General features: G+C 61.8%; 17 protein-coding genes and 2 pseudogenes. 5 read left to right on the top strand and 14 right to left on the bottom strand.

The window, feature by feature from the left end:
- Window position 1 precedes the first annotated feature (1 nt).
- Window positions 2-1,264, bottom strand: a complete 1,263-nt coding sequence (locus IVB13_RS15185) for a D-alanyl-D-alanine carboxypeptidase family protein (protein WP_204511195.1) — start codon at window positions 1,262-1,264, stop codon at window positions 2-4.
- Between the two features lie 151 nt (window positions 1,265-1,415).
- Between IVB13_RS15185 and IVB13_RS39975 the strand changes: the two are divergent.
- Window positions 1,416-2,371, top strand: a pseudogene (locus IVB13_RS39975) (alpha/beta hydrolase).
- On the opposite strand, the gene IVB13_RS15170 reads toward IVB13_RS39975, so the two are convergent.
- From IVB13_RS15170 to IVB13_RS15160, 3 genes are all read right to left on the bottom strand, one after another.
- Entirely contained in the window at window positions 2,365-3,300 is a 936-nt protein-coding gene (locus tag IVB13_RS15170; RefSeq protein ID WP_247489430.1) for a septal ring lytic transglycosylase RlpA family protein, read from the bottom strand. The pseudogene IVB13_RS39975 and the gene IVB13_RS15170 overlap by 7 nt on opposite strands.
- Before the next feature lie 672 nt (window positions 3,301-3,972).
- Window positions 3,973-4,287, bottom strand: coding sequence for a hypothetical protein (locus IVB13_RS15165; RefSeq protein WP_018457862.1), 315 nt, complete (start codon window positions 4,285-4,287; stop codon window positions 3,973-3,975).
- Window positions 4,288-4,328: 41 nt separating this feature from the next.
- A complete protein-coding gene (locus IVB13_RS15160; RefSeq protein WP_026233455.1) occupies window positions 4,329-4,646 on the bottom strand; it encodes a DUF1476 domain-containing protein in 318 nt (105 codons plus the stop codon).
- Window positions 4,647-4,883: 237 nt separating this feature from the next.
- On the opposite strand from IVB13_RS15160, the gene IVB13_RS15155 reads away from it, so the two are divergent.
- Window positions 4,884-5,108 carry a hypothetical protein gene (locus IVB13_RS15155; protein WP_247296740.1) on the top strand — a complete coding sequence of 75 codons (225 nt, stop codon included), beginning with the start codon at window positions 4,884-4,886 and terminating at the stop codon, window positions 5,106-5,108.
- 49 nt (window positions 5,109-5,157) lie between these two features.
- Here the strand turns inward: IVB13_RS15155 and IVB13_RS15150 are convergent, their stop codons facing one another.
- The 4 genes from IVB13_RS15150 to IVB13_RS15135 form a co-directional block, all read right to left on the bottom strand.
- On the bottom strand, window positions 5,158-5,349 hold the full coding sequence (locus tag IVB13_RS15150) for a hypothetical protein (RefSeq protein WP_018457865.1): 192 nt from the start codon (window positions 5,347-5,349) through the stop codon (window positions 5,158-5,160).
- Window positions 5,350-5,478: 129 nt separating this feature from the next.
- Window positions 5,479-6,174, bottom strand: a complete 696-nt coding sequence (locus IVB13_RS15145) for an endonuclease/exonuclease/phosphatase family protein (protein WP_039800285.1) — start codon at window positions 6,172-6,174, stop codon at window positions 5,479-5,481.
- Window positions 6,174-8,201 (bottom strand): VTT domain-containing protein, encoded by a 2,028-nt coding sequence (locus IVB13_RS15140; protein ID WP_026233456.1) that lies wholly within the window; start codon window positions 8,199-8,201, stop codon window positions 6,174-6,176. The genes IVB13_RS15145 and IVB13_RS15140 overlap by 1 nt, the downstream gene beginning before the upstream one ends.
- Before the next feature lie 186 nt (window positions 8,202-8,387).
- On the bottom strand, window positions 8,388-8,684 hold the full coding sequence (locus IVB13_RS15135) for a hypothetical protein (RefSeq protein ID WP_018457868.1): 297 nt from the start codon (window positions 8,682-8,684) through the stop codon (window positions 8,388-8,390).
- Window positions 8,685-8,991: 307 nt separating this feature from the next.
- On the opposite strand from IVB13_RS15135, the pseudogene IVB13_RS40415 reads away from it, so the two are divergent.
- Window positions 8,992-9,198 (top strand): annotated as a pseudogene (locus IVB13_RS40415) (hypothetical protein).
- A gap of 41 nt (window positions 9,199-9,239) precedes the next feature.
- Here IVB13_RS40415 and IVB13_RS15130 read toward each other — a convergent pair.
- The gene (locus IVB13_RS15130) at window positions 9,240-9,983 is read right to left on the bottom strand and encodes a DUF2786 domain-containing protein (RefSeq protein WP_204511201.1); all 744 of its coding nucleotides are present in this window, start codon (window positions 9,981-9,983) and stop codon (window positions 9,240-9,242) included.
- Window positions 9,984-10,500: 517 nt separating this feature from the next.
- On the opposite strand from IVB13_RS15130, the gene IVB13_RS15125 reads away from it, so the two are divergent.
- The gene (locus IVB13_RS15125) at window positions 10,501-10,680 is read left to right on the top strand and encodes a hypothetical protein (RefSeq protein WP_085385231.1); all 180 of its coding nucleotides are present in this window, start codon (window positions 10,501-10,503) and stop codon (window positions 10,678-10,680) included.
- Window positions 10,681-10,694: 14 nt separating this feature from the next.
- Window positions 10,695-10,943, top strand: a complete 249-nt coding sequence (locus IVB13_RS15120; protein ID WP_018457872.1) for a hypothetical protein — start codon at window positions 10,695-10,697, stop codon at window positions 10,941-10,943.
- Between the two features lie 201 nt (window positions 10,944-11,144).
- Here the strand turns inward: IVB13_RS15120 and IVB13_RS15115 are convergent, their stop codons facing one another.
- The 5 genes from IVB13_RS15115 to IVB13_RS15095 all read right to left on the bottom strand — a co-directional run bounded on the left by IVB13_RS15115 (window position 11,145) and on the right by IVB13_RS15095 (window position 16,201).
- Window positions 11,145-11,309, bottom strand: a complete 165-nt coding sequence (locus IVB13_RS15115) for a hypothetical protein (RefSeq protein ID WP_198957648.1) — start codon at window positions 11,307-11,309, stop codon at window positions 11,145-11,147.
- Between the two features lie 329 nt (window positions 11,310-11,638).
- Window positions 11,639-11,974, bottom strand: coding sequence for a hypothetical protein (locus IVB13_RS15110; protein ID WP_247489428.1), 336 nt, complete (start codon window positions 11,972-11,974; stop codon window positions 11,639-11,641).
- Window positions 11,975-13,267: 1,293 nt separating this feature from the next.
- Complete coding sequence (locus IVB13_RS15105) at window positions 13,268-13,693, bottom strand: hypothetical protein (protein ID WP_247489426.1); 426 nt, start codon at window positions 13,691-13,693, stop codon at window positions 13,268-13,270.
- Between the two features lie 515 nt (window positions 13,694-14,208).
- Complete coding sequence (locus IVB13_RS40410; RefSeq protein WP_346731708.1) at window positions 14,209-14,460, bottom strand: hypothetical protein; 252 nt, start codon at window positions 14,458-14,460, stop codon at window positions 14,209-14,211.
- Between the two features lie 1,462 nt (window positions 14,461-15,922).
- Window positions 15,923-16,201: a hypothetical protein gene (locus tag IVB13_RS15095; protein ID WP_247489425.1), complete on the bottom strand. Its 279-nt coding sequence runs from the start codon at window positions 16,199-16,201 to the stop codon at window positions 15,923-15,925.
- Window positions 16,202-16,775: the final 574 nt, after the last annotated feature.

The following is a 16,775-nucleotide window of genomic DNA, read 5'->3' as shown; positions in this document are numbered from 1 at the left end:
ATCAGAGCTTCTCGGCGCCCGCACGGAACATGCCGATCACCAGCTCGCTGGCGCCGTCGATCGCGCGGCGCACGGTCGAGCCGGTGCCGATCGCGTCAGCGGCATAGACCGGCGTCTCCACTGCGATGTTGCCGCTGCGCCAGACCCTGACCAGCCCGACCTTCTGCCCGGCCTCGACCGGCGCGCGCACCGGGCCGTTATAGACGACGCGCGCGATCAGCTTGTCGCTGCCGTTCTTGTGCACCATCACCTTCACGGGCGTCTTGGCGACCAGTTTGACCGAGCGGCTCTCGCCGCCGAACACCTTGGCGTAGCCGACCGGCTGATCGGCCGCGATCAGGGTGCGGGTCTCGAAATTGCGAAAACCCCATTCAAGCATCTTCTTGGCTTCGGTCGCGCGATCGTCGGGGTCTTCCAGCCCGTTAATGACGACGATCAGCCGCGTGCCGTTCTGCACCGCCGAGCCGACCATGCCGTAGCCGCCTTCCTTGGTGTAGCCGGTCTTCAGACCGTCGGCGCCTTCCATCGAATTGAGCAGCGGATTGCGGTTGGGCTGGCGGATCTTGTTCCAGGTGTATTCCTTCTCGCCGAACAGTTTGTAGAATTCGGGGAAGTCGAGAATGATGTGCCGGGCGAGAATGCCGAGCTCGCGCACCGTCATCTTGTTGGCGGGGTCCGGCAGGCCGTTGGAATTGCCGAAGGTCGATTTCGTGAGGCCAAGCTCGCGAGCTCGCTTGGTCATGAAGTCGGCGGCGAAAATCCGCTCGCTGCCCGCCATGGCCTCGGCCAGCGCAATGCAGGCGTCGTTGCCGCTCTGGATGATCGCCCCGTGCAGGAGATCGTCGACCGTGACCTTGCTGTTGATGGCGGCGAACATGGTCGAGCCGCCGGAGGGTGCGCCGCCCTTGCGCCAGGCGTTCTCGCTGATCCGGTATTCGTCGGTCAGCTTGATGTCGCCCTTCTTGATGGCGTTGAAGACGACCTCGGCGGTCATCAGCTTCATCATGCTCGAGGGCGCGCGGAGCTCGTCGGCGTTCTTCTCGAACAGCACACTGCCGCTGGAGGCCTCGATCAGGATCGCGGTCGGGGCGTCGCCGTCGAAGCCGGAATCATCTGTTTTCTTGGCGCCCTGGACGCTCTGGTTGGCGGCGTAGAGCGCCCCGCTCCAGCCAATGGCCGCCACCAGAGCCGTCGCGATCAGCCCGCGCGCCAGCGCTCCGGCGGTAAACCGGGTGCGCCTAAACGAGGAAAGATGAAATTCCATGGCCAAGCCCTGAGAGCGGCGTTCTAACAGTTGGAGCCGGTGCAAACAACACGGGGTGGCCGCTTGTCCCGAGATTGCACGATTCTCGTCCCGCCCCTATCGTGGCACCTCAGATTTTCTGACCAAACCCCTGAAACAAGGCGGAAAAGCGATGTCATCCACCCGCGTGATCAAGGCCAACGGGATCGACCTGTTCATCCGTGAAGCCGGTCAGGGGCCGCTGGTGGTGCTGTGCCACGGCTGGCCGGAACTCTCCTACTCCTGGCGCCACCAGATCCCGGCGCTGGCGCAGGCCGGGTTTCGCGTCGTCGCCCCCGACATGCGCGGCTATGGCCAGAGCTCAGCGCCGCCCGAGGCGACGGCCTATTCGATCTTCGACACGGTCGGCGATATCGTCGGCCTCGTGCAGGCGCTTGGCGAGACCAAGGCCATGGTGGTCGGCCACGACTGGGGTGCACCGGTGGCTTGGCACGCGGCGCTGTTCCGGCCCGACTCTTCACGGCGGTCGCCGGGCTGAGCGTGCCGCCGCCGTTCCGCGGCCGCGGCAAGCCGCTCGATCTCCTGCGCCAGGGCGGCATCACCAATTTCTATTGGCAGTATTTCCAGGCGCCCGGCGTTGCCGAAGCCGAGTTCGAGCGCGACGTCGCGCGCACCATGCGCATCGTGCTCGGCGGGCGCGGCCTTGCCGATCCCTCCGCAGCCATGTTCGTGCTGGAGGGCAAGGGATTCCTCGGCCACGGCAACCCGGAGGAGCCTGTGCCGGCCTGGCTCACCGAGACTGACCTTGCCTATTTCACCGAAACCTTCCGCAAGTCCGGCTTCCGCGGCGGGCTGAACTGGTATCGCAACCTCGATCGCAATTGGGAGCTGACGGCGCCCTGGCAGGACGCGCAAATCCATCAGCCGTCGCTCTTCATTGCCGGTTCGAAAGACGCCGTCATCACCGGCCTGATCGGAGCCAAGCGCGTCAACGAACTCGAGCGCGTGCTGCCCAATCTGAAGCGAAAGCTGATCATCGAGGGCGCCGGCCATTGGGTCCAGCAGGAGCGGCCCGACGAGGTGAATGCGGCGTTGATGAGTTTCCTGAAGGAAAGCGCGGCTCAGTAGAGGCCGCGGCCGCTCAGGATGCCGCGGGCCTCGGCAGCGCCATCCGAGGCGTAGGCGCCGGACGGAGTGCTCTCGGTCGCATAGCGGCCGTCCCCGTCATAGGACACGGCGCGCGCGTTCTGGAGCGCCCGGCCCCGGTTGCGGCTCGAGGCCGACATTTCCGAGGTCGCACTGAGTGAAGCCATGTCGGCGGAGGTGTTGCCGAGATTGTAGGGCCGTCCCTCCGGCGTCGGAACTTCGCCGCGCATGGCGCCGCGGTTCGACGATGGCAGCTCCGGCACGAAGGGTCTCGCCGAGGCGACCCGGACCATCGACGGTGACGGCGCCGGGGTCCCGGTGCGCAAGGTGGCCATCAGCTGGCGGTCGTCGGAGCCTTCCAGCGGCGCCCGGCCGACATACTCGACACGGACCTTGGCGATCCCATTGCCTTTGAATTCAAGCAGTTCGGCGGCCTTGTTCGAGACGTCGATGAGCCGGTTGCCGTGATAGGGCCCGCGGTCATTGACGCGGACGATCAGCGACTTGCCGTTCGAGACGTTGGTGACCCGCGCATAGGACGGCATCGGCAGGGTCGGATGCGCCGCGGTCAGCGAGCCCATGTCGAACACCTCGCCATTGGCGGTCAGGCGGCCGTGGAAATCGTCGCCGTACCAGGACGCCATGCCCTCGGCGCGGTAGTTGACGTCCTCTTCGGGCACATAGGTCCGGCCACCCACCACATAGGGCTTGCCGACGCGATAGGCGCCGCCGCCCTTCGGGACCGGATCGCCCAAAGCCACGACCCGGGGGCTCGAGGACACGCCGTATTTCGGATCGACCCGGCTGGCGAATTTGTTGGAGGAGGCGCAATTGGCGAGCGCAAGGCAGGTCGCGGCCATCGCAGCAGCGCGCGCGGCCCGCAAAACCGAATCTGACCGTTGGATCCCCATTCGCCCCAAATACCACTTTGCCGGAGGCGTACCTAACCCGCTTTGGCTACGGGTAGCGCTGTCCGGTCCTTTGCTCCGAGGCGGCCCACCACCGCGTCGGAAGTGGTAACGATAACGCAACCCGAACACGGCGGAAATGGGGAGCGCACGGCGTTCACGCCGGGATGGTAAACAGGGGGTATGCGCTCGCCCCGTTGAACTACGGGGCGCCGGTGCCCTGCTCTGTGCCACGCCTGGACATTCTGTTGCGCCAAATCCTCACTCCACCCCCATTGTCGCGCCGCTCACTGGAATTCTTTTGACTGTGCAAGGCCGCCCGCGTTTTCTCGCGTGCAGGGCGGAATGGAATGAGACGATGATCGAGACGGTTTCGGCACTGATGGGTTTGGTAAGCGCGGGGATCTTCCTGGCCCATGCGTTTGAAGGTTACCGCACGAGGGCCTGAGGCACTCGCGCGGACGGCAAGCATCACCCTTTCAAGACGGCGCGTTCGGACATTTTTAATCGATCCGATCGAGCATCGCAGACGAGAGCGGCAGGTGTCCCATGCGCAACCATGACCTCGTATCCGATGGCTTCCTGGCATTGACCGCCGGTGGTCTGGTCCTGCTGTGCTCCAGCCTCGTGGCATTGGCCTTCGCCTGAGCACCCAGCACTTCCCGAACAATACGCTTACCGCAGTCCAAGCAGCGAACGCCGATAAAGACTGTCACGGGCTTCGCTCAGGCAGACGAAGCTGCCGTCAAAACCCTGGCCGTACCGCTTCTGGCCTTTGCCGTAATAGACACCTTTGCTGAAATCGAGCCAGACAACCCGGTCGTGCGGGCAATGACGCTGCGCCTGCGCCTCGTAGCGAAATGGCGTCAGCGGCGTGGCCGATACCTCAGCGCCGCTGCAGCCGACCAGGATCGCAGCAGCGAGTGCGATCGCGCCGGCCCATTTGCCGAGGCTGCTGCAAGATACTCCGCAAGATATTCCGCAAGTCACCGCCCGCCTCCCGATCCCAGCCGTCGAGGGCCGGCTTGCTTTCACTTGTCCGCTTCGAGTTGCAACAACGCATGGTGCAAGCATTCCTGAAGCCTGGCTGCGACCTGTTCGCGTGCGACGCCTTTGGCGGCAAGATCGCCTGCCACCTTGTCGAGGATCTCATCCATCGACTGGCTCTCCAGATGGTCCGTCACCAACGCGGTCGCGTAGCCGGCCGCGGCATCGCCGCTGAGGCCGAGCTGGGTTGCGGCCCAGAGCCCGAGCAGCTTGTTGGACCGGGCCGTGGCCTTGAACATGAGCTCCTCGTCGTGGACGAATTTGGCCTCAAAGCCCTGCTCGCGCTTGTCGAACGTGGTCATGGTCAGCTCCATTGTCGTTTGCGCTGATCGGGATCGGACTGGCTGGAAGCGAACGTCTCCGTGGTTCAATTCAGGGTCGTTGGAAGCTTCCGGCGGAAGCCAAACGCCGTCAAGCCCGCTGGGCGTGCCCAAGGCACCCACCAGCTCTACGCCAGCCAACCCGGCTAGGCAGAGATGTTTACTGTTCATTAAGCAGACTCAGCGCCGCATGGCGCCGGGGACATCGAGAGCTGACGCATGAGCAAAGAACTGCGGGAGTTTCGACGGCTTGAACGGGTCTGCCTGGAGCAGGCAGCTCTCTCCACCATGGACCTCGCGCGAGGCGGGTTGCTCAAGGTCGCTGACGATTGTCGCGTCGCAGCCGAAGCGATCGAGGCGCAATCGCCTCGCAGACCTTTCGCAAGTGCCGTTCAGGCGCTGAAGCAGGCGTTGAGCGTGACCCGCATCCCTCACCGGCACTGAGACCGGCGCTCGCGGGCAAGGACATCCTTGACGGGGCGACCGCGTACGGTCAGCCCTTCGCCTCCGTCTGTTCACGTGCCAACCGTTCGGCCCTTAGCCGTTCCTTGTTGGCATAAAACGCCTTCTGCGCAGCTTCATGATCGCGCATGGCTTTTTCGGCTTCGACACGGCGTGTCGCATCGCGCGCCTGCCGCTGCTCGGGAGTCAAGGGCTTGCGCCGGTAGGAAATGTCTTCCGTCATGGCCAGATAATGCTGAGGTGAGGAAAGAGTTCCTCGTGGTCCCGCTGAGCGGCACTGCGGGCCGACTGCATAATGTGCGAAAACAACCCCATGCACAGTAGCCAAGTCCTTCTGCAGACAGCACTTTTTTTATCGCACTTTCGATGCGTTTGACCCCGCAGGGATCTCGATGTCTGCAATAACAGGCAAATGGTCTGAATAGGCCCTCGCGCCTTCGTCGGTCCAAACCTTCCCGATCGGGCTGTCGGACGTCGCATAGATCCGGTCAAGCCGCAGCAGGGGCAAATGCGACGGGAAAGTTCGCAGCCGCGTACGGTTTGGGCAGACCTGCGCGAGCACGCGCCGCACCGATTTGATCCAGAACCAGTCGTTGAAATCCCCGAGGACGACGGTCCTTCCAGGTTTCACCAGGCTCACCAGCGCCTGAGCCTGCGCGTGGCGCTCGTGGATGCTCAGGCCGAGATGCGTGGCCACCACGCGAACATCGCCAACCGGTGTCAGCAGTCCCGCGGCGATCGCTCGGCGCGGCTCCCGCTCACGATACGACACGTCGACGATCTCGGGCGGGCCGGAGAATGGAAAGCGGCTCAGGAGCGTCTGGCCGTAGTCGCCATCGGCCGTGACGATCGACTTGGCGTGAACACCGTGATCGCCGACGACGCTCGCCAGCTTCGCAAACGGATCGTCCGATCGCGATCGCGAATCCACCTCCTGAAGCGCGACGACATCGGGAGCCCATTTGCGAATGATGGAACAGATCCCTTCCAGATCGAACTTCGGATTGAGATTGAAGGTGCCATGCACATTCCACGTCATGAAGCGCATCAGCGCCTCCCGGCGAGCCACGTCGCGACGAATTGCGCGCCGGCGCAGATCGCGAGCCAGCCCAGGAACGCCAGTGCGAGCAGCAACATGTTGACCCAGGACGCGTTCCTGGCGAGATCAGCGATCTGAGCCCCCAAAACTGCCATGGCGAGAATGCCGGGCGTCATGCCGAGCAGCGTTCCGACCAGGAAGTCACGCAGAGGCAGCGTGCTCGCGCCAGCCACGACATTCACCACTGAGAACGGCGCGATCGGGATCATCCGGATGACGACGACAGCCAGAATGCCCTTGCCGACAACACGTTCCTGGATGCGCGCGGTACGTCGTCCGAGCAAACGCTGGAGGCGTTCGCGCCCGAGTGCCCGTCCGATCGCAAACAGGATAAAGGCGCTGAGCACGACCCCCGTCATGGCGGTGACGAAGCCTAGCCATGGTCCCAGTGCGGCAGCAGTCGCCGCAATGAGCACGAGAACCGGAAACACGACAAACCCGCCGACGACGAAAGCTGCAATCGCGAATGGCGGACCCCAAACGGACTGCGAATAGGCAGACAGAAGCGTCGACATCCGGCCCGCGTCGGCGAAATCGCTCAACGACGTGTAGGACCAGGCCATCGCCAGTCCAAAAAGCGCCACGGCGATCGAGACCATCCCAATGATCGTCTTCGTGCTCCACATCCGCGATGCCGCCCGCTCCAGATGAAGAGGCGCCTCAGGGTCCGCCACCGGCTGAACCATCGTGGCCAGAGCGCTGGTCAGGACCGAGGATTCAACGTCCCGCAGCGCCTTCGTCCCGCTTGCGACGTCGTCCAGGAGCGCAAAAAGACGATCTTCGTTTTGCGCGACGGTCTGTTCATCGAGACCGCAGAAATGGGCGATCAGGCGACGGCGGACCGAGGCGATGAACTCCCGATGCTCGTCTGATGCGGCTTCGAAGATCAGGTCACATTCGCTATCGGCACCCATCGATCGATTGTTCAAATTGGCCGAACCGATCCTCAAGATCCGATCGTCGACGATCATGAGCTTGCTGTGCACCATCACGGCCGCTTCCGTATCCCCGTTCCCCGAGACCGGGTAGACGAAGCGGATGCGATCGGCGACGCCGGCCGAACTGAAGCAATCGATGAAAGCGCCCCGGCCGTTCTGCATCGCTTGGGATTCCAGCCATGAGGAGTGCAGTTTTGGGGTGACGATCAGAACCCGAAGCGAAGGCACGCGCAGCATCTGCTCCGCCAATTCGCGCGCGATCTTGGTGGCGCTGGTGAACTGGTTCTCGATGTACACGAATTTCGTCGCGGACCGCATCGCTGCAATCAGCGAGCGTTCGACCTCCCGGAGCGTCGAACCTGCCGGACAAACCACCTCGGTCCTGGCGATACCCACCGGAATATGTTCAGCCTCGACCGGAACAATCGCCGGCCAGCGCAAGCTTTTCAGCGGGCGCCGATCATCAATCTGTTGGCCCGCCGCGCGCCAGCGTTGCTCCACGAGGTCGAACAACTGCGCCGCCGCATCCCCATCGACCACGCATTGAACGTCATGAAACGGCAGGTATGGCTTGCCCTGGGGATCACAGCGCGATGCGTGATCGGCGCGATGATCACTGGTGTCCCAACGCCTGATCGTCAGATCGAGCCCGCCGACGAACGCCAGTGAACCATCGACACAGACGATCTTCTGGTGTTGGGCCGACCCAAAGGGAAGCGTGGCATCCAGGTGAAACCGGACGCGGCCATCTGTGTCGGCGGTAAATTTGGCCGCGGAATTCCATTCCCTCTCGGAGGCGTAGAACGAGACGAAGTCCCAGACGAGAATGTTGATGTGCAAGGTGGGACGGCGGTGGACCAGCGCGCGCAAGAATGGGCCGAGTTGCTCCGGCAAGCCATCATCCGCTCGCCCGGACTCGCCGACCAGCCTGGTCTCACTATGGATATCCCACCCGACGATATAGACGAGGTCCTGCGCCTGCAGCAGGGTCTGCCGCAGGGCCGCGAAATAAGCGGCAGCATCGTTCAGAACCGCCACACGCCGCGCCTCGCACCGCCGCCAGACGGTGTCGCCGGGGATCAGGGTCGATGAGCTCTGAAGCAGGGAGACCTCGCAATCTGCGTTCGCGTTGAAACGCACTGACCGCGCAAGGGGTTCCCCGACTCAGAACCAGAGTGGCCGTTCAGCGTGCGCGGATTCCGGCGCCACAGTCGCCCATTGCCGCTACTTGGTTCGGACAGTCTTCGCACCTGCGCCTTTCAAGGCGTCCGCGATCTTCTCAGGCGCATCGCCGTGAAAATCCACGGAGACCTCGATCCGGCCTTCCAGCTTCTGGTGTCCCTCCGGCGCAGGCGCGGCCTTGGCGTCAGGACCGGCCGGGCGTGTCCCCGACGTGTTCGCGCCACCGACGGGCTGGACGAAGACGTCGCTTCGCGGCACGCCGCATTCCTGCACGACATGCTCAACCGCAAGCTCGGCGCCGCGGCGCGTGTCGAATTCTCCGATGATCGTACTTTCCAAGGGCGCCCTCCATGGCTGGACGAGAGTGCCAACAACGGGTCAGCGAGGGCCAGGTTCCTGAACCCGCGGGCGGTTAGAACCGAACGATCCCGAACAGAACAAGCAGCGCGAGAGTGATCAACCCGGAGACCAGCAGCGAGCCGAGACATCCCAGCCGGTTCGAGAAAAAGAAGAACATACCTCGCCCATCCCATAGCTTCGTGACGAGCTAAGTTCTCCCATTCGACAGCGTTCCTGGAGGCGCTTTGGGGCGCGCGAACGAGGACCAATCCAAGAACCAATCGTTTCGCGGGACGTTGAGTCCGCGATGTCAGACGCTTTTGATTATTTCCGAGCGCACGCGGTCCGAGCCCTTTGCAAGGCCCCGGGCGATGCCGCGCGGACGAATGAAACATCTGCAAACCGTCGTGGCCCGGATCTACCACCTGCTGACCAGGAGGCTGCGTATGGGCCCAACCTGCAGCACATGGACGACTTCCGGGCAGCCCAGAAGCTCGAGAAGTCGATCGACTGAACTGCAATGACGGTGACGCTGCACGCCCTCCCCCGACGCGCTCAGCTCCCTTTGGGAGCGGTCCTTGACTGCGACCCTGCAAGCCCGGGATTGATGGCCAGCGACGCGCCGGCGGCGCCGCCGGCTTCATAGGCCGTCATCGACACCATCCGGCTGCTGCTGCGCTGGGTCCGCATCTTCAGGTCGAGCTTGTCGAACTCCGCATCGACCACCGACGTCTTGAGAACCACCAGCCCGCGGCCGGTGCTTTCGTTGATGTGATCGCGACTGGCCTTGATCGCCACCAGCCTGTCCGCGATGGACCCCACCATCCCGAGCGCGAAGGAGGCATTGGCCAGATGCCGCTCCTGGTGCCGGAACCTGCTGTAGTCGACCGAGGTCTTGAAGCGGCCGAGCTCGGCGCGGACGGCGCCGTCGATCAATTCGGCCAGATAATGCGCGACCTCGATGTCCGCGCCGAGGCCGAAGAACACATAGCTGCTCTCGCCGGCCGTGTTCTTCTCGCGCCAGACCCGACAATCGCAGAAACGAGCGATCGCCCCGATGCAGTCGTCCAGGGGAATTCGCTTCTTGCGAAAAGTCTCGTAGACCTTCCGCTCGCACGGCGACGCCCGCAGTTCGACGTCGGACAGCGACAAATCGTGGCGATCCAGCAGTTCGGCGACCTTGGCGGCCGCAGACAGCGCCTCGTCCTCGGTGCAGCCATTGGCGATGGTCTTGGAACGCAACGCCTGAATGCGGAGCTTCAGCTTGTCGAGTGCAGCTGGATTGGATGTCTGATTCACCGATCACCTGTCCGGGTAAACCCGACGGATAGAACCCGGTCGGATAGACCGGCGGAAGGGGTCTCTTGTCAACTGTATTGATCTTCGACTTTTTTCGAACGGACCTCACTCCTTCTACGTGCGGTGCACGACCTCGCGGCACTGACCATAGAATGCAGAGACGAGGCTTCACTACAATCGCGCTCTCGCTCGATTTCCACCGCAACTGACAAATCACTGTCGGGAGCAGACCACCACAAGCCGAACGGGGTTGCGTGAGCGCCTTGGCTTTGGCGGCGTCGTCGTGTTCACAGTATTTCGAGCTTGCAGCCAGCCGGCTTTGATCCCTGCGCTTGTTGAGGTTAGCCGCAGCAGAGTGGTGGATTGAAGGACGCACTGATCAAGGCCGTCGATCGGTTTTGTGCCGCGACACATAGGGACTGGACCCGCTGTTAAGGTTTAGCGGTCAGGTTAACCCCAGCGAACGTTTGGCTGAGAGCGTCGAACTCGATATGACCTCGAATAGAGGAATATTCGAATGTCCAATAGAACCGCATTTCAAACTGCAGATGCAGACGAGCCCCACAACTTTTTTGATCTCGTCATTCCCCTCACCTTCAGCGCTGTAGCCCTCCTGGCCACAGCTGTTTCGCTGGAGGCGATTGGGTTCATCGCTTGGCAGCCATCCACCTTTCTGGTTGCCTATATCTTTGACTGACGCGATTGGCTGGCATGAGCGAATTCGAAGGCCTCTCTGACCACTTCATTCTGCGGATGCACGAGTTCATTCGCCAAGAGGTTCAAGCAGATAGGCTAGCCGGCGCGCGTTTTGTCGGATTGCCAGCGAGGCTGCGCGCGGAAGCTCTTGCACGGGAAATCGAGCGACGCGGCTTGTTCTGCACGGCAATTGACTGGCCTCAGCATCTTGAGCCTGGAGCGGACAAATACGCACTGACCATTGGACACCGGAAGACGATCTAAAACTCATCGTGCTCACGGCGCGACGCGTCCCGATGACCGGATTGCTCGCCTGCCAGACCGCGATCGCAAATGTCGATCCGCGATCGATTGCGACTCCTGCGGACCTGCATCGTGAACAAGAGAATGCCAAAGCTCCCGCGTAGCGGCCTCGGTCTAACCAGTCCCCGGCCCTTCCGACCCCGGGGCCGTCTGTCCATCAGCCTACCGCCGCGTTGCGCCTCGCGCAGCTAACTCCCGATCCAGATCTTTCAAGCGCTCAAGCAGGTTCTCGACGATCTCCATGCAATCGGAAGGTCCCAACGATTGCACGCCGCGCGCCGCTAGCTCGCGCTCCAACATGGCGGCTATAATGATTTGAATGCTCACGAATTCTCCGCCGACTTCGCCTCCGAGACGGTACGGCTCAACTTAGAAATGGGTTTCGCTAAAGCGAAAGGCCGCAGGGTGGTTCCAGCCCCCACTGCGGCCATCCCGGGCAAATTAGAAACTGGTACTTAAATCTCGCCGGTGTTCTCACAGTAGAACACCGTGTTCCGAAAAAGGATTCCGTAAGACTACCGGAATTCGGGGTGGCCCGGATTGTCACTCGGGTGTGGAAATGGCACCGCTTCCTTACTAGGGCCCATGCTCATTGCGGATGAGAGCGCCGGGAGCGACGCTGGGCTGGTACGTAGACTTCCCAGATTCCGGAGTCGCTACCGCCACAGCCGGCGCGTGACGTTGAACAACGCCGCAAGCGGGACGCCCACCAACACACCCAGCATGCCGTACGATGTGACCAGCAGCGCAGCGCTAAGCGGCCCTGCGCTTTTCGCAAATCCGTAAGCTGCGACTAAGCCTCCCAGCGTCACGGCAAAGACGACCATGTTGCGGTCGTTGCGCGCCTCGATGTTATAGATCGGGGGCCTTTTGCGGTGAAGAACGGGAGGACCGAACGGCACCTTCGAGCCGCAATTTGGACAGGCCGACGCACTCGGTGAAACCGGGTGGTCACAGTCGTGGCAATCGATCAGCTTTTTGGTCTGTCCCATGCCGCAAATCGTAGCGGCGGAGCGGCCAGTCCACAAGTTCGGCAGCTACTCCCAGCACACCGTCCTGCATGACCACAGCAGGGCCGCTCTGATCCTCCAGCATTCTCCGCGCTTGACCGGCTTGAAAACCTGCGCGCCGCGCGGAAGGTTGACCAGCTCGGGACCTTTCTCGCCCACCATGGCGAGTCCACTCGGGGCCGAACTGGTGCCGCTTGCGACCATGGGAATGGAGAGGCCGCCCGCTCCGGCGCCGAGAGCGGCACCAGACCACGTGGGCACGCTGCTGGAGCCCGCGCTGCCACCAAGCCCAAGCAACGAACCCAACCGTTTTAGATCAAGCGCTTCTTCGACACAGAAAGACGGATTAGGGCACTATTGGACTAGGAGGTGGCGGAAGGGGTGCCGGTCAACCTCGCTGAATCGCTCGTCTTTTCCACCTGCGCCGAGAACAATCTACGGTCCTATCCACGGTTAGTCTCGCAACCTCACGGCCGAAGTTTTCGGCCATCTTAAGCAGCGCGCCGGCCTCGCCTCGCACCCTGCTCTCCTCCACCAGGTCGCGGCACAGTCGCTCCATTGCCGGGAGTTCGTCGGTGTTGTGCTGATCTCGCCCCATGCGGGCGATCAATCATGAACGTATTCGTCGGCGCAGCAGCAGCCGCACCTACGCCATGTCGATCCGGTGATTTCAGTTTCCGTCGCGATGGATCTGGCCGCAATGGCTGCCCCGACCAAGGGCGAAGCCTGAGCCTCCAGGCCCGCCGGTTCACGGCGGGCCCGTTGTTCTCCGGGCGAGAACAGATTGCGCTAATAATAAATCTTCGTTTGTTCCTTGCGCGTGTATTTATAAGCGGAACACGTAGAAGTACGTTGCCTTAGTTGGCGGCCGTATGCGCCGGTTCACGCTGGCGGGCCTTTGCGAACCCATCGTTACGTTGGCTTTCGCAAGCTCGTGGAGCTCAGCCATTGCTGAATATGCAGCGCGTTCTCACTGAGCTGCGCGGCCTTCAAAAGAGCTTCCCGCTTTGGCCCCGGAGGCGTTGCTTCGGCCCGGGTTCGAGCGGCGCTCGCCATTTGAGTTAGGCGTTCAGTGAGAGAAGGGATGAGCTTGACCATAGATGGCTCCGCGTATTTGGCGGGAGCACGTGGCTCTCAGTCACCGATATATGCCGTGATGGGCCGGTGATCGAATTACTAGGCGCCGGTTCCGCAAGAATAGATAGTCAATTCGCCGTAGGTTCTCGGCCCTTCAGAGGACCCCTGTTGCCTCACCTGGCGGCCCTTCGCGCCGCCTCAACATGGCGGGGCTTTCCTGTAGTTGCCGGCGATCTCCAGCAGCGCCGCGCGCTCTACCGGATCGTCAGTCTGGGCCGCCAACGTGCGGCAGATTGACTCAATGTCGGGCTCGCGATAGCGCGCGCTGATTGTACGTTCGATTGTGCGCTGGAGCCAATCTACAAGTCTAAGTAGCTGATTTTGCTGGTGTTTTGGCGGAAGGGGTGTCCTGTCAACCTTCTTGACATTACACGTCTTTTTCGCGTGCGCCCGAGAGCAATCTACGGTTTTGACCACGGTTAATCTGGCGGCCTCGCGACCGTAGTCTCCGGCAAGCTCACGCAGTGCGCCTGCCTCTTCCGGCACCCTACTCTCCTCCGCTAGCTCCGCGCAAAGCCGCTCGAACGCCCGTAGCTCATCGATGATGCGCTGGTCCAGCCCCATGTCGGCGATCAGACTCCGGCCTGCACCAAGCCGTTAAGGGTCGCCACCCGGAAATTTCCCAATACCGATTTCGTCGAGCCGGCCGGATGATCTCGAAATGAAATCATCCAAGCCAAAGCAGTGGACCGAGAGCGAGCGAAAGAGGCTTGCCGCGATGGCACGTCGGCGCGCCGCGTCGGAAATTGCGGCAGTCCTCGGGCGGCATACCGGATCGGTGAAGCGGATGGCGCGAGAGATGGGATTGCTCCTAAAAAAATAAGACGCGGCTCTCCCACACCCACGACTCGCAGTAGCTCGCACGCGGTCCGAGCTACTAGGAATCGATAGTTTGCGAGATGCTGACGATGCCGCTTTGATCGCGGCATGCACGCTCGCCGATACACGAAATGGGCCGGCCACTATCCGCCCCGTAGCCCCGCATGGCTGGCCGGCGGCCATGTCACCTGCAGCATCCAGTGTCTGAACGGCCGCTGCGATCGTAGGGTCGACGTGCGGCTCGACGCCCTCCCGCAGGATCAGCCCTGGTCGCGCATCGGCTTGCGTCTGGTCTGCTCGGAATGCAGCGCCGCAGAATCTGTGCATATCGTCCCGAACTGGCATAACAGTCGCGGGCAAGTCAGGCCAAGCATGGGGTCGAGGTTTTGATTCCAGCAATGAAACTCGTCACCGAACGCCGCTCCGCCGATCCGGAAGTCGCCGCGCGTCAGCTCGTTCAGCTGGCTTCGGGCAAGGCAGTAGGATGGCAGAATCCACATCGAGAAGATCAACTACCCATTCCTCTACACGCTCAAGGCAAGCGGCGCGGAGTTCGGCGCCGGCATCGAGTGCGCTGTCGAGAAGGGCCGGCTGGAGCTGCACGAGAGCGGCACCTATGTGCGGTTGCTGACAACTGTAGGAACCTAGCATCACTGCCCGGCTTGCTGTCTCGTCGCTCGCCAAGCTGGCGGAGCGGCCCCGGCCTAACCTGTCCCAGGACCGCTAAGCCTGGGGCGTCTCTTTTGAATTGCCAAGATGTCCCGGTCCGTGTTCCATGCAGGTAAAATTGCCTTCGGACCGCCAACTTTCATATGCCAAACGGCATAGGCGACGGCTGGCACTAAGGTAGTGCTGCAAAAGGCCGGCCCCAGAGGATGATTCCTGAGGCCGGAAGTTCTACGCGCCGCTCCGAGACATCGCCCGGAGCTAGAGACGAACGCGCCCCGATTTGCCAGTTGTTCCTGACTCTCATGGACTGCAGAGCCGGTGCACTGATGCATGTTAAGCCTTCTGTCGATTGTGGAAGCGGTCATATTGCAAGCCTGAAACGCTGCGGTACGATCATTTCACCGGGGCTGGCTGCATATTTCGCTTGATCCTTTTAACCCGGCTTCATTTGACCACGCGCGGGCCGCAGCAGTGTCCCCTGCTGCGGCCTTTAGCGGCCAGCATCTTCCGGATAACGCCTCGCTGAACGAAACCGTTTGCCGCGTGCCGCGAAGGACTCCGGAAATGGTCCGGGTCTAGCCTTCCATCACTAACGAGGGGATTTCAAAATGATCACGCTTAAAGCATTTGCGCTTGTTGTTAGCGCCGGATTTATCTTCGCGGCGTATTCGGGTGATCTGAGCGCTGACGTTGTTCTCGCCACCGTCGCTTGCCTCTCATAACGGAAAGGCCCGCCAGCTCAGCAAGCCCCCCGCGGGTCCTCCTACACCTTTGCTGCCGCAAGCCTCTCTCGCTCAACGCCTATTGCGAAGGAGTCTTGTCGTCTCGGTTAAGAAACCCGAGCCGTCGCTCCAGCTCTTCCTTCTTGGCCACGAGCCTCACGGCAAGAACGTCATTGACGAGCGTGTGGAGTCGCCACAGCTCTTCAACCGACATGCTCTCAAACGGCTTTCGTTCCATGAATCCCCCCGACTCACGAATTGTCTATAGCTTGGGCCTACAAGGGGAAGCTGGCAACTAGTCGTCTGTGGAGCGCGGAAGGTTAGAGGCGCCCGCGAACTTTAGCTGTTCTTCTGACTGATCCTCTCCGCCGTCGGTGCGGCGTGCCAATCCTTCTTTGCTCAGCTTCGAGCACGCGGTCGCGAAGGGCTTCGAGTTCGGAAAGTTCAGAGATGAGTGCATCCAGATACTGGCGGCGCAGGACATCGGCGCGAGCAAAGTTACGCATGGAACGCCCCTAAAATAATCACACACAAAAACTGCAAGGGCCGCAACGTGGCAGAATATGCCAGTACAGCCTTTGCATTAACTGGCGTCAAGATGCATCTGCCCGATGCAACGGGCGGCTTTCGCCCAAATGAAAAGTCGCCGACCTAAGAGCCGGCGGGCGAGCAAGGCGCTGTCATCAGCCTGTGGCATAATCATTGCAATATTGAAGACGGACTGGGATTTCAGTGCCCAGTTTGAGACAAGAGCGCCGCCGGGGGGACTGGCATTTCGAGCCTGGCGGCGCTCTCCCTTACTGTTCTGGCTCAAACCTTTCGATCCTGGTTGCGCCTTCCCAAAGCTCAACAGCATGTCCATTGACAAGCTGCTTGGCTCGTTTCCGGGCTGTCGTCTCATCGGGGAGCACCAAGTCCACCCGAAGCGCGATGTGCCCGTCAGCCCCGATTACGTAAGCTCGATATTCGCCCATGGTCGTGCAGTTGAATGCTTCATTCAGGCCGGTTTAGAGCCGATCTGAAATGACGGCAGTCTCAAATGAGACGCCCCGTAGTTTTACGTAGATTCATTGAGAAAACAGGGAACGATACCGCGACGTTCTCGTAACCGGAGATGGCCCGCCAGTGTGAGCCGACGGGCCTTTGCTGAAGATGGCTGGAGATCTTCTTGTTAGGGGCCCGTGCGAAAGGCCCGCCCGGGCTTTTCGGGCCAAACGCGGAAACCTGGGCTTACTCTGCCGCCTGCAGCACCACTCCCGACCGGTATGGCGGCTACCTCCGCACGCTCGTCATCCGATAGCTCGTTCGCGTGATCGAGGGCCTCTCACCTTCACGTGGTCAGCGGTCTGTCAATCGGCGTTCAAATTTGGGTCTGACTCATTTCCGATGAAGTTTGCCGGGCGACTGTGGTTCTCAAACGGAGAATCAGCGCCATG

The sequence above is a fragment of the Bradyrhizobium sp. 17 genome, from assembly GCF_023073515.1.
Classification (GTDB): Bacteria; Pseudomonadota; Alphaproteobacteria; order Rhizobiales; family Xanthobacteraceae; genus Bradyrhizobium; species Bradyrhizobium canariense_D.
This window is presented reverse-complemented; position numbering and strand designations above follow the sequence as displayed.

Excerpts from the sequence above, each read along its gene's own strand:
- IVB13_RS15185 (WP_204511195.1), bottom strand. The coding sequence starts at position 1,264 with ATGGAATTTCATCTTTCCTCGTTTAGGCGCACCCGGTTTACCGCCGGA.
- IVB13_RS15170 (WP_247489430.1), bottom strand. The coding sequence starts at position 3,300 with ATGGGGATCCAACGGTCAGATTCGGTTTTGCGGGCCGCGCGCGCTGCT.
- IVB13_RS15160 (WP_026233455.1), bottom strand. The coding sequence starts at position 4,646 with ATGACCACGTTCGACAAGCGCGAGCAGGGCTTTGAGGCCAAATTCGTC.
- IVB13_RS15155 (WP_247296740.1), top strand. The coding sequence starts at position 4,884 with ATGAGCAAAGAACTGCGGGAGTTTCGACGGCTTGAACGGGTCTGCCTG.
- IVB13_RS15150 (WP_018457865.1), bottom strand. The coding sequence starts at position 5,349 with ATGACGGAAGACATTTCCTACCGGCGCAAGCCCTTGACTCCCGAGCAG.
- IVB13_RS15145 (WP_039800285.1), bottom strand. The coding sequence starts at position 6,174 with ATGCGCTTCATGACGTGGAATGTGCATGGCACCTTCAATCTCAATCCG.
- IVB13_RS15125 (WP_085385231.1), top strand. The coding sequence starts at position 10,501 with ATGTCCAATAGAACCGCATTTCAAACTGCAGATGCAGACGAGCCCCAC.
- IVB13_RS15120 (WP_018457872.1), top strand. The coding sequence starts at position 10,695 with ATGAGCGAATTCGAAGGCCTCTCTGACCACTTCATTCTGCGGATGCAC.
- IVB13_RS15110 (WP_247489428.1), bottom strand. The coding sequence starts at position 11,974 with ATGGGACAGACCAAAAAGCTGATCGATTGCCACGACTGTGACCACCCG.
- IVB13_RS15105 (WP_247489426.1), bottom strand. The coding sequence starts at position 13,693 with ATGGGGCTGGACCAGCGCATCATCGATGAGCTACGGGCGTTCGAGCGG.
- IVB13_RS15095 (WP_247489425.1), bottom strand. The coding sequence starts at position 16,201 with ATGGACATGCTGTTGAGCTTTGGGAAGGCGCAACCAGGATCGAAAGGT.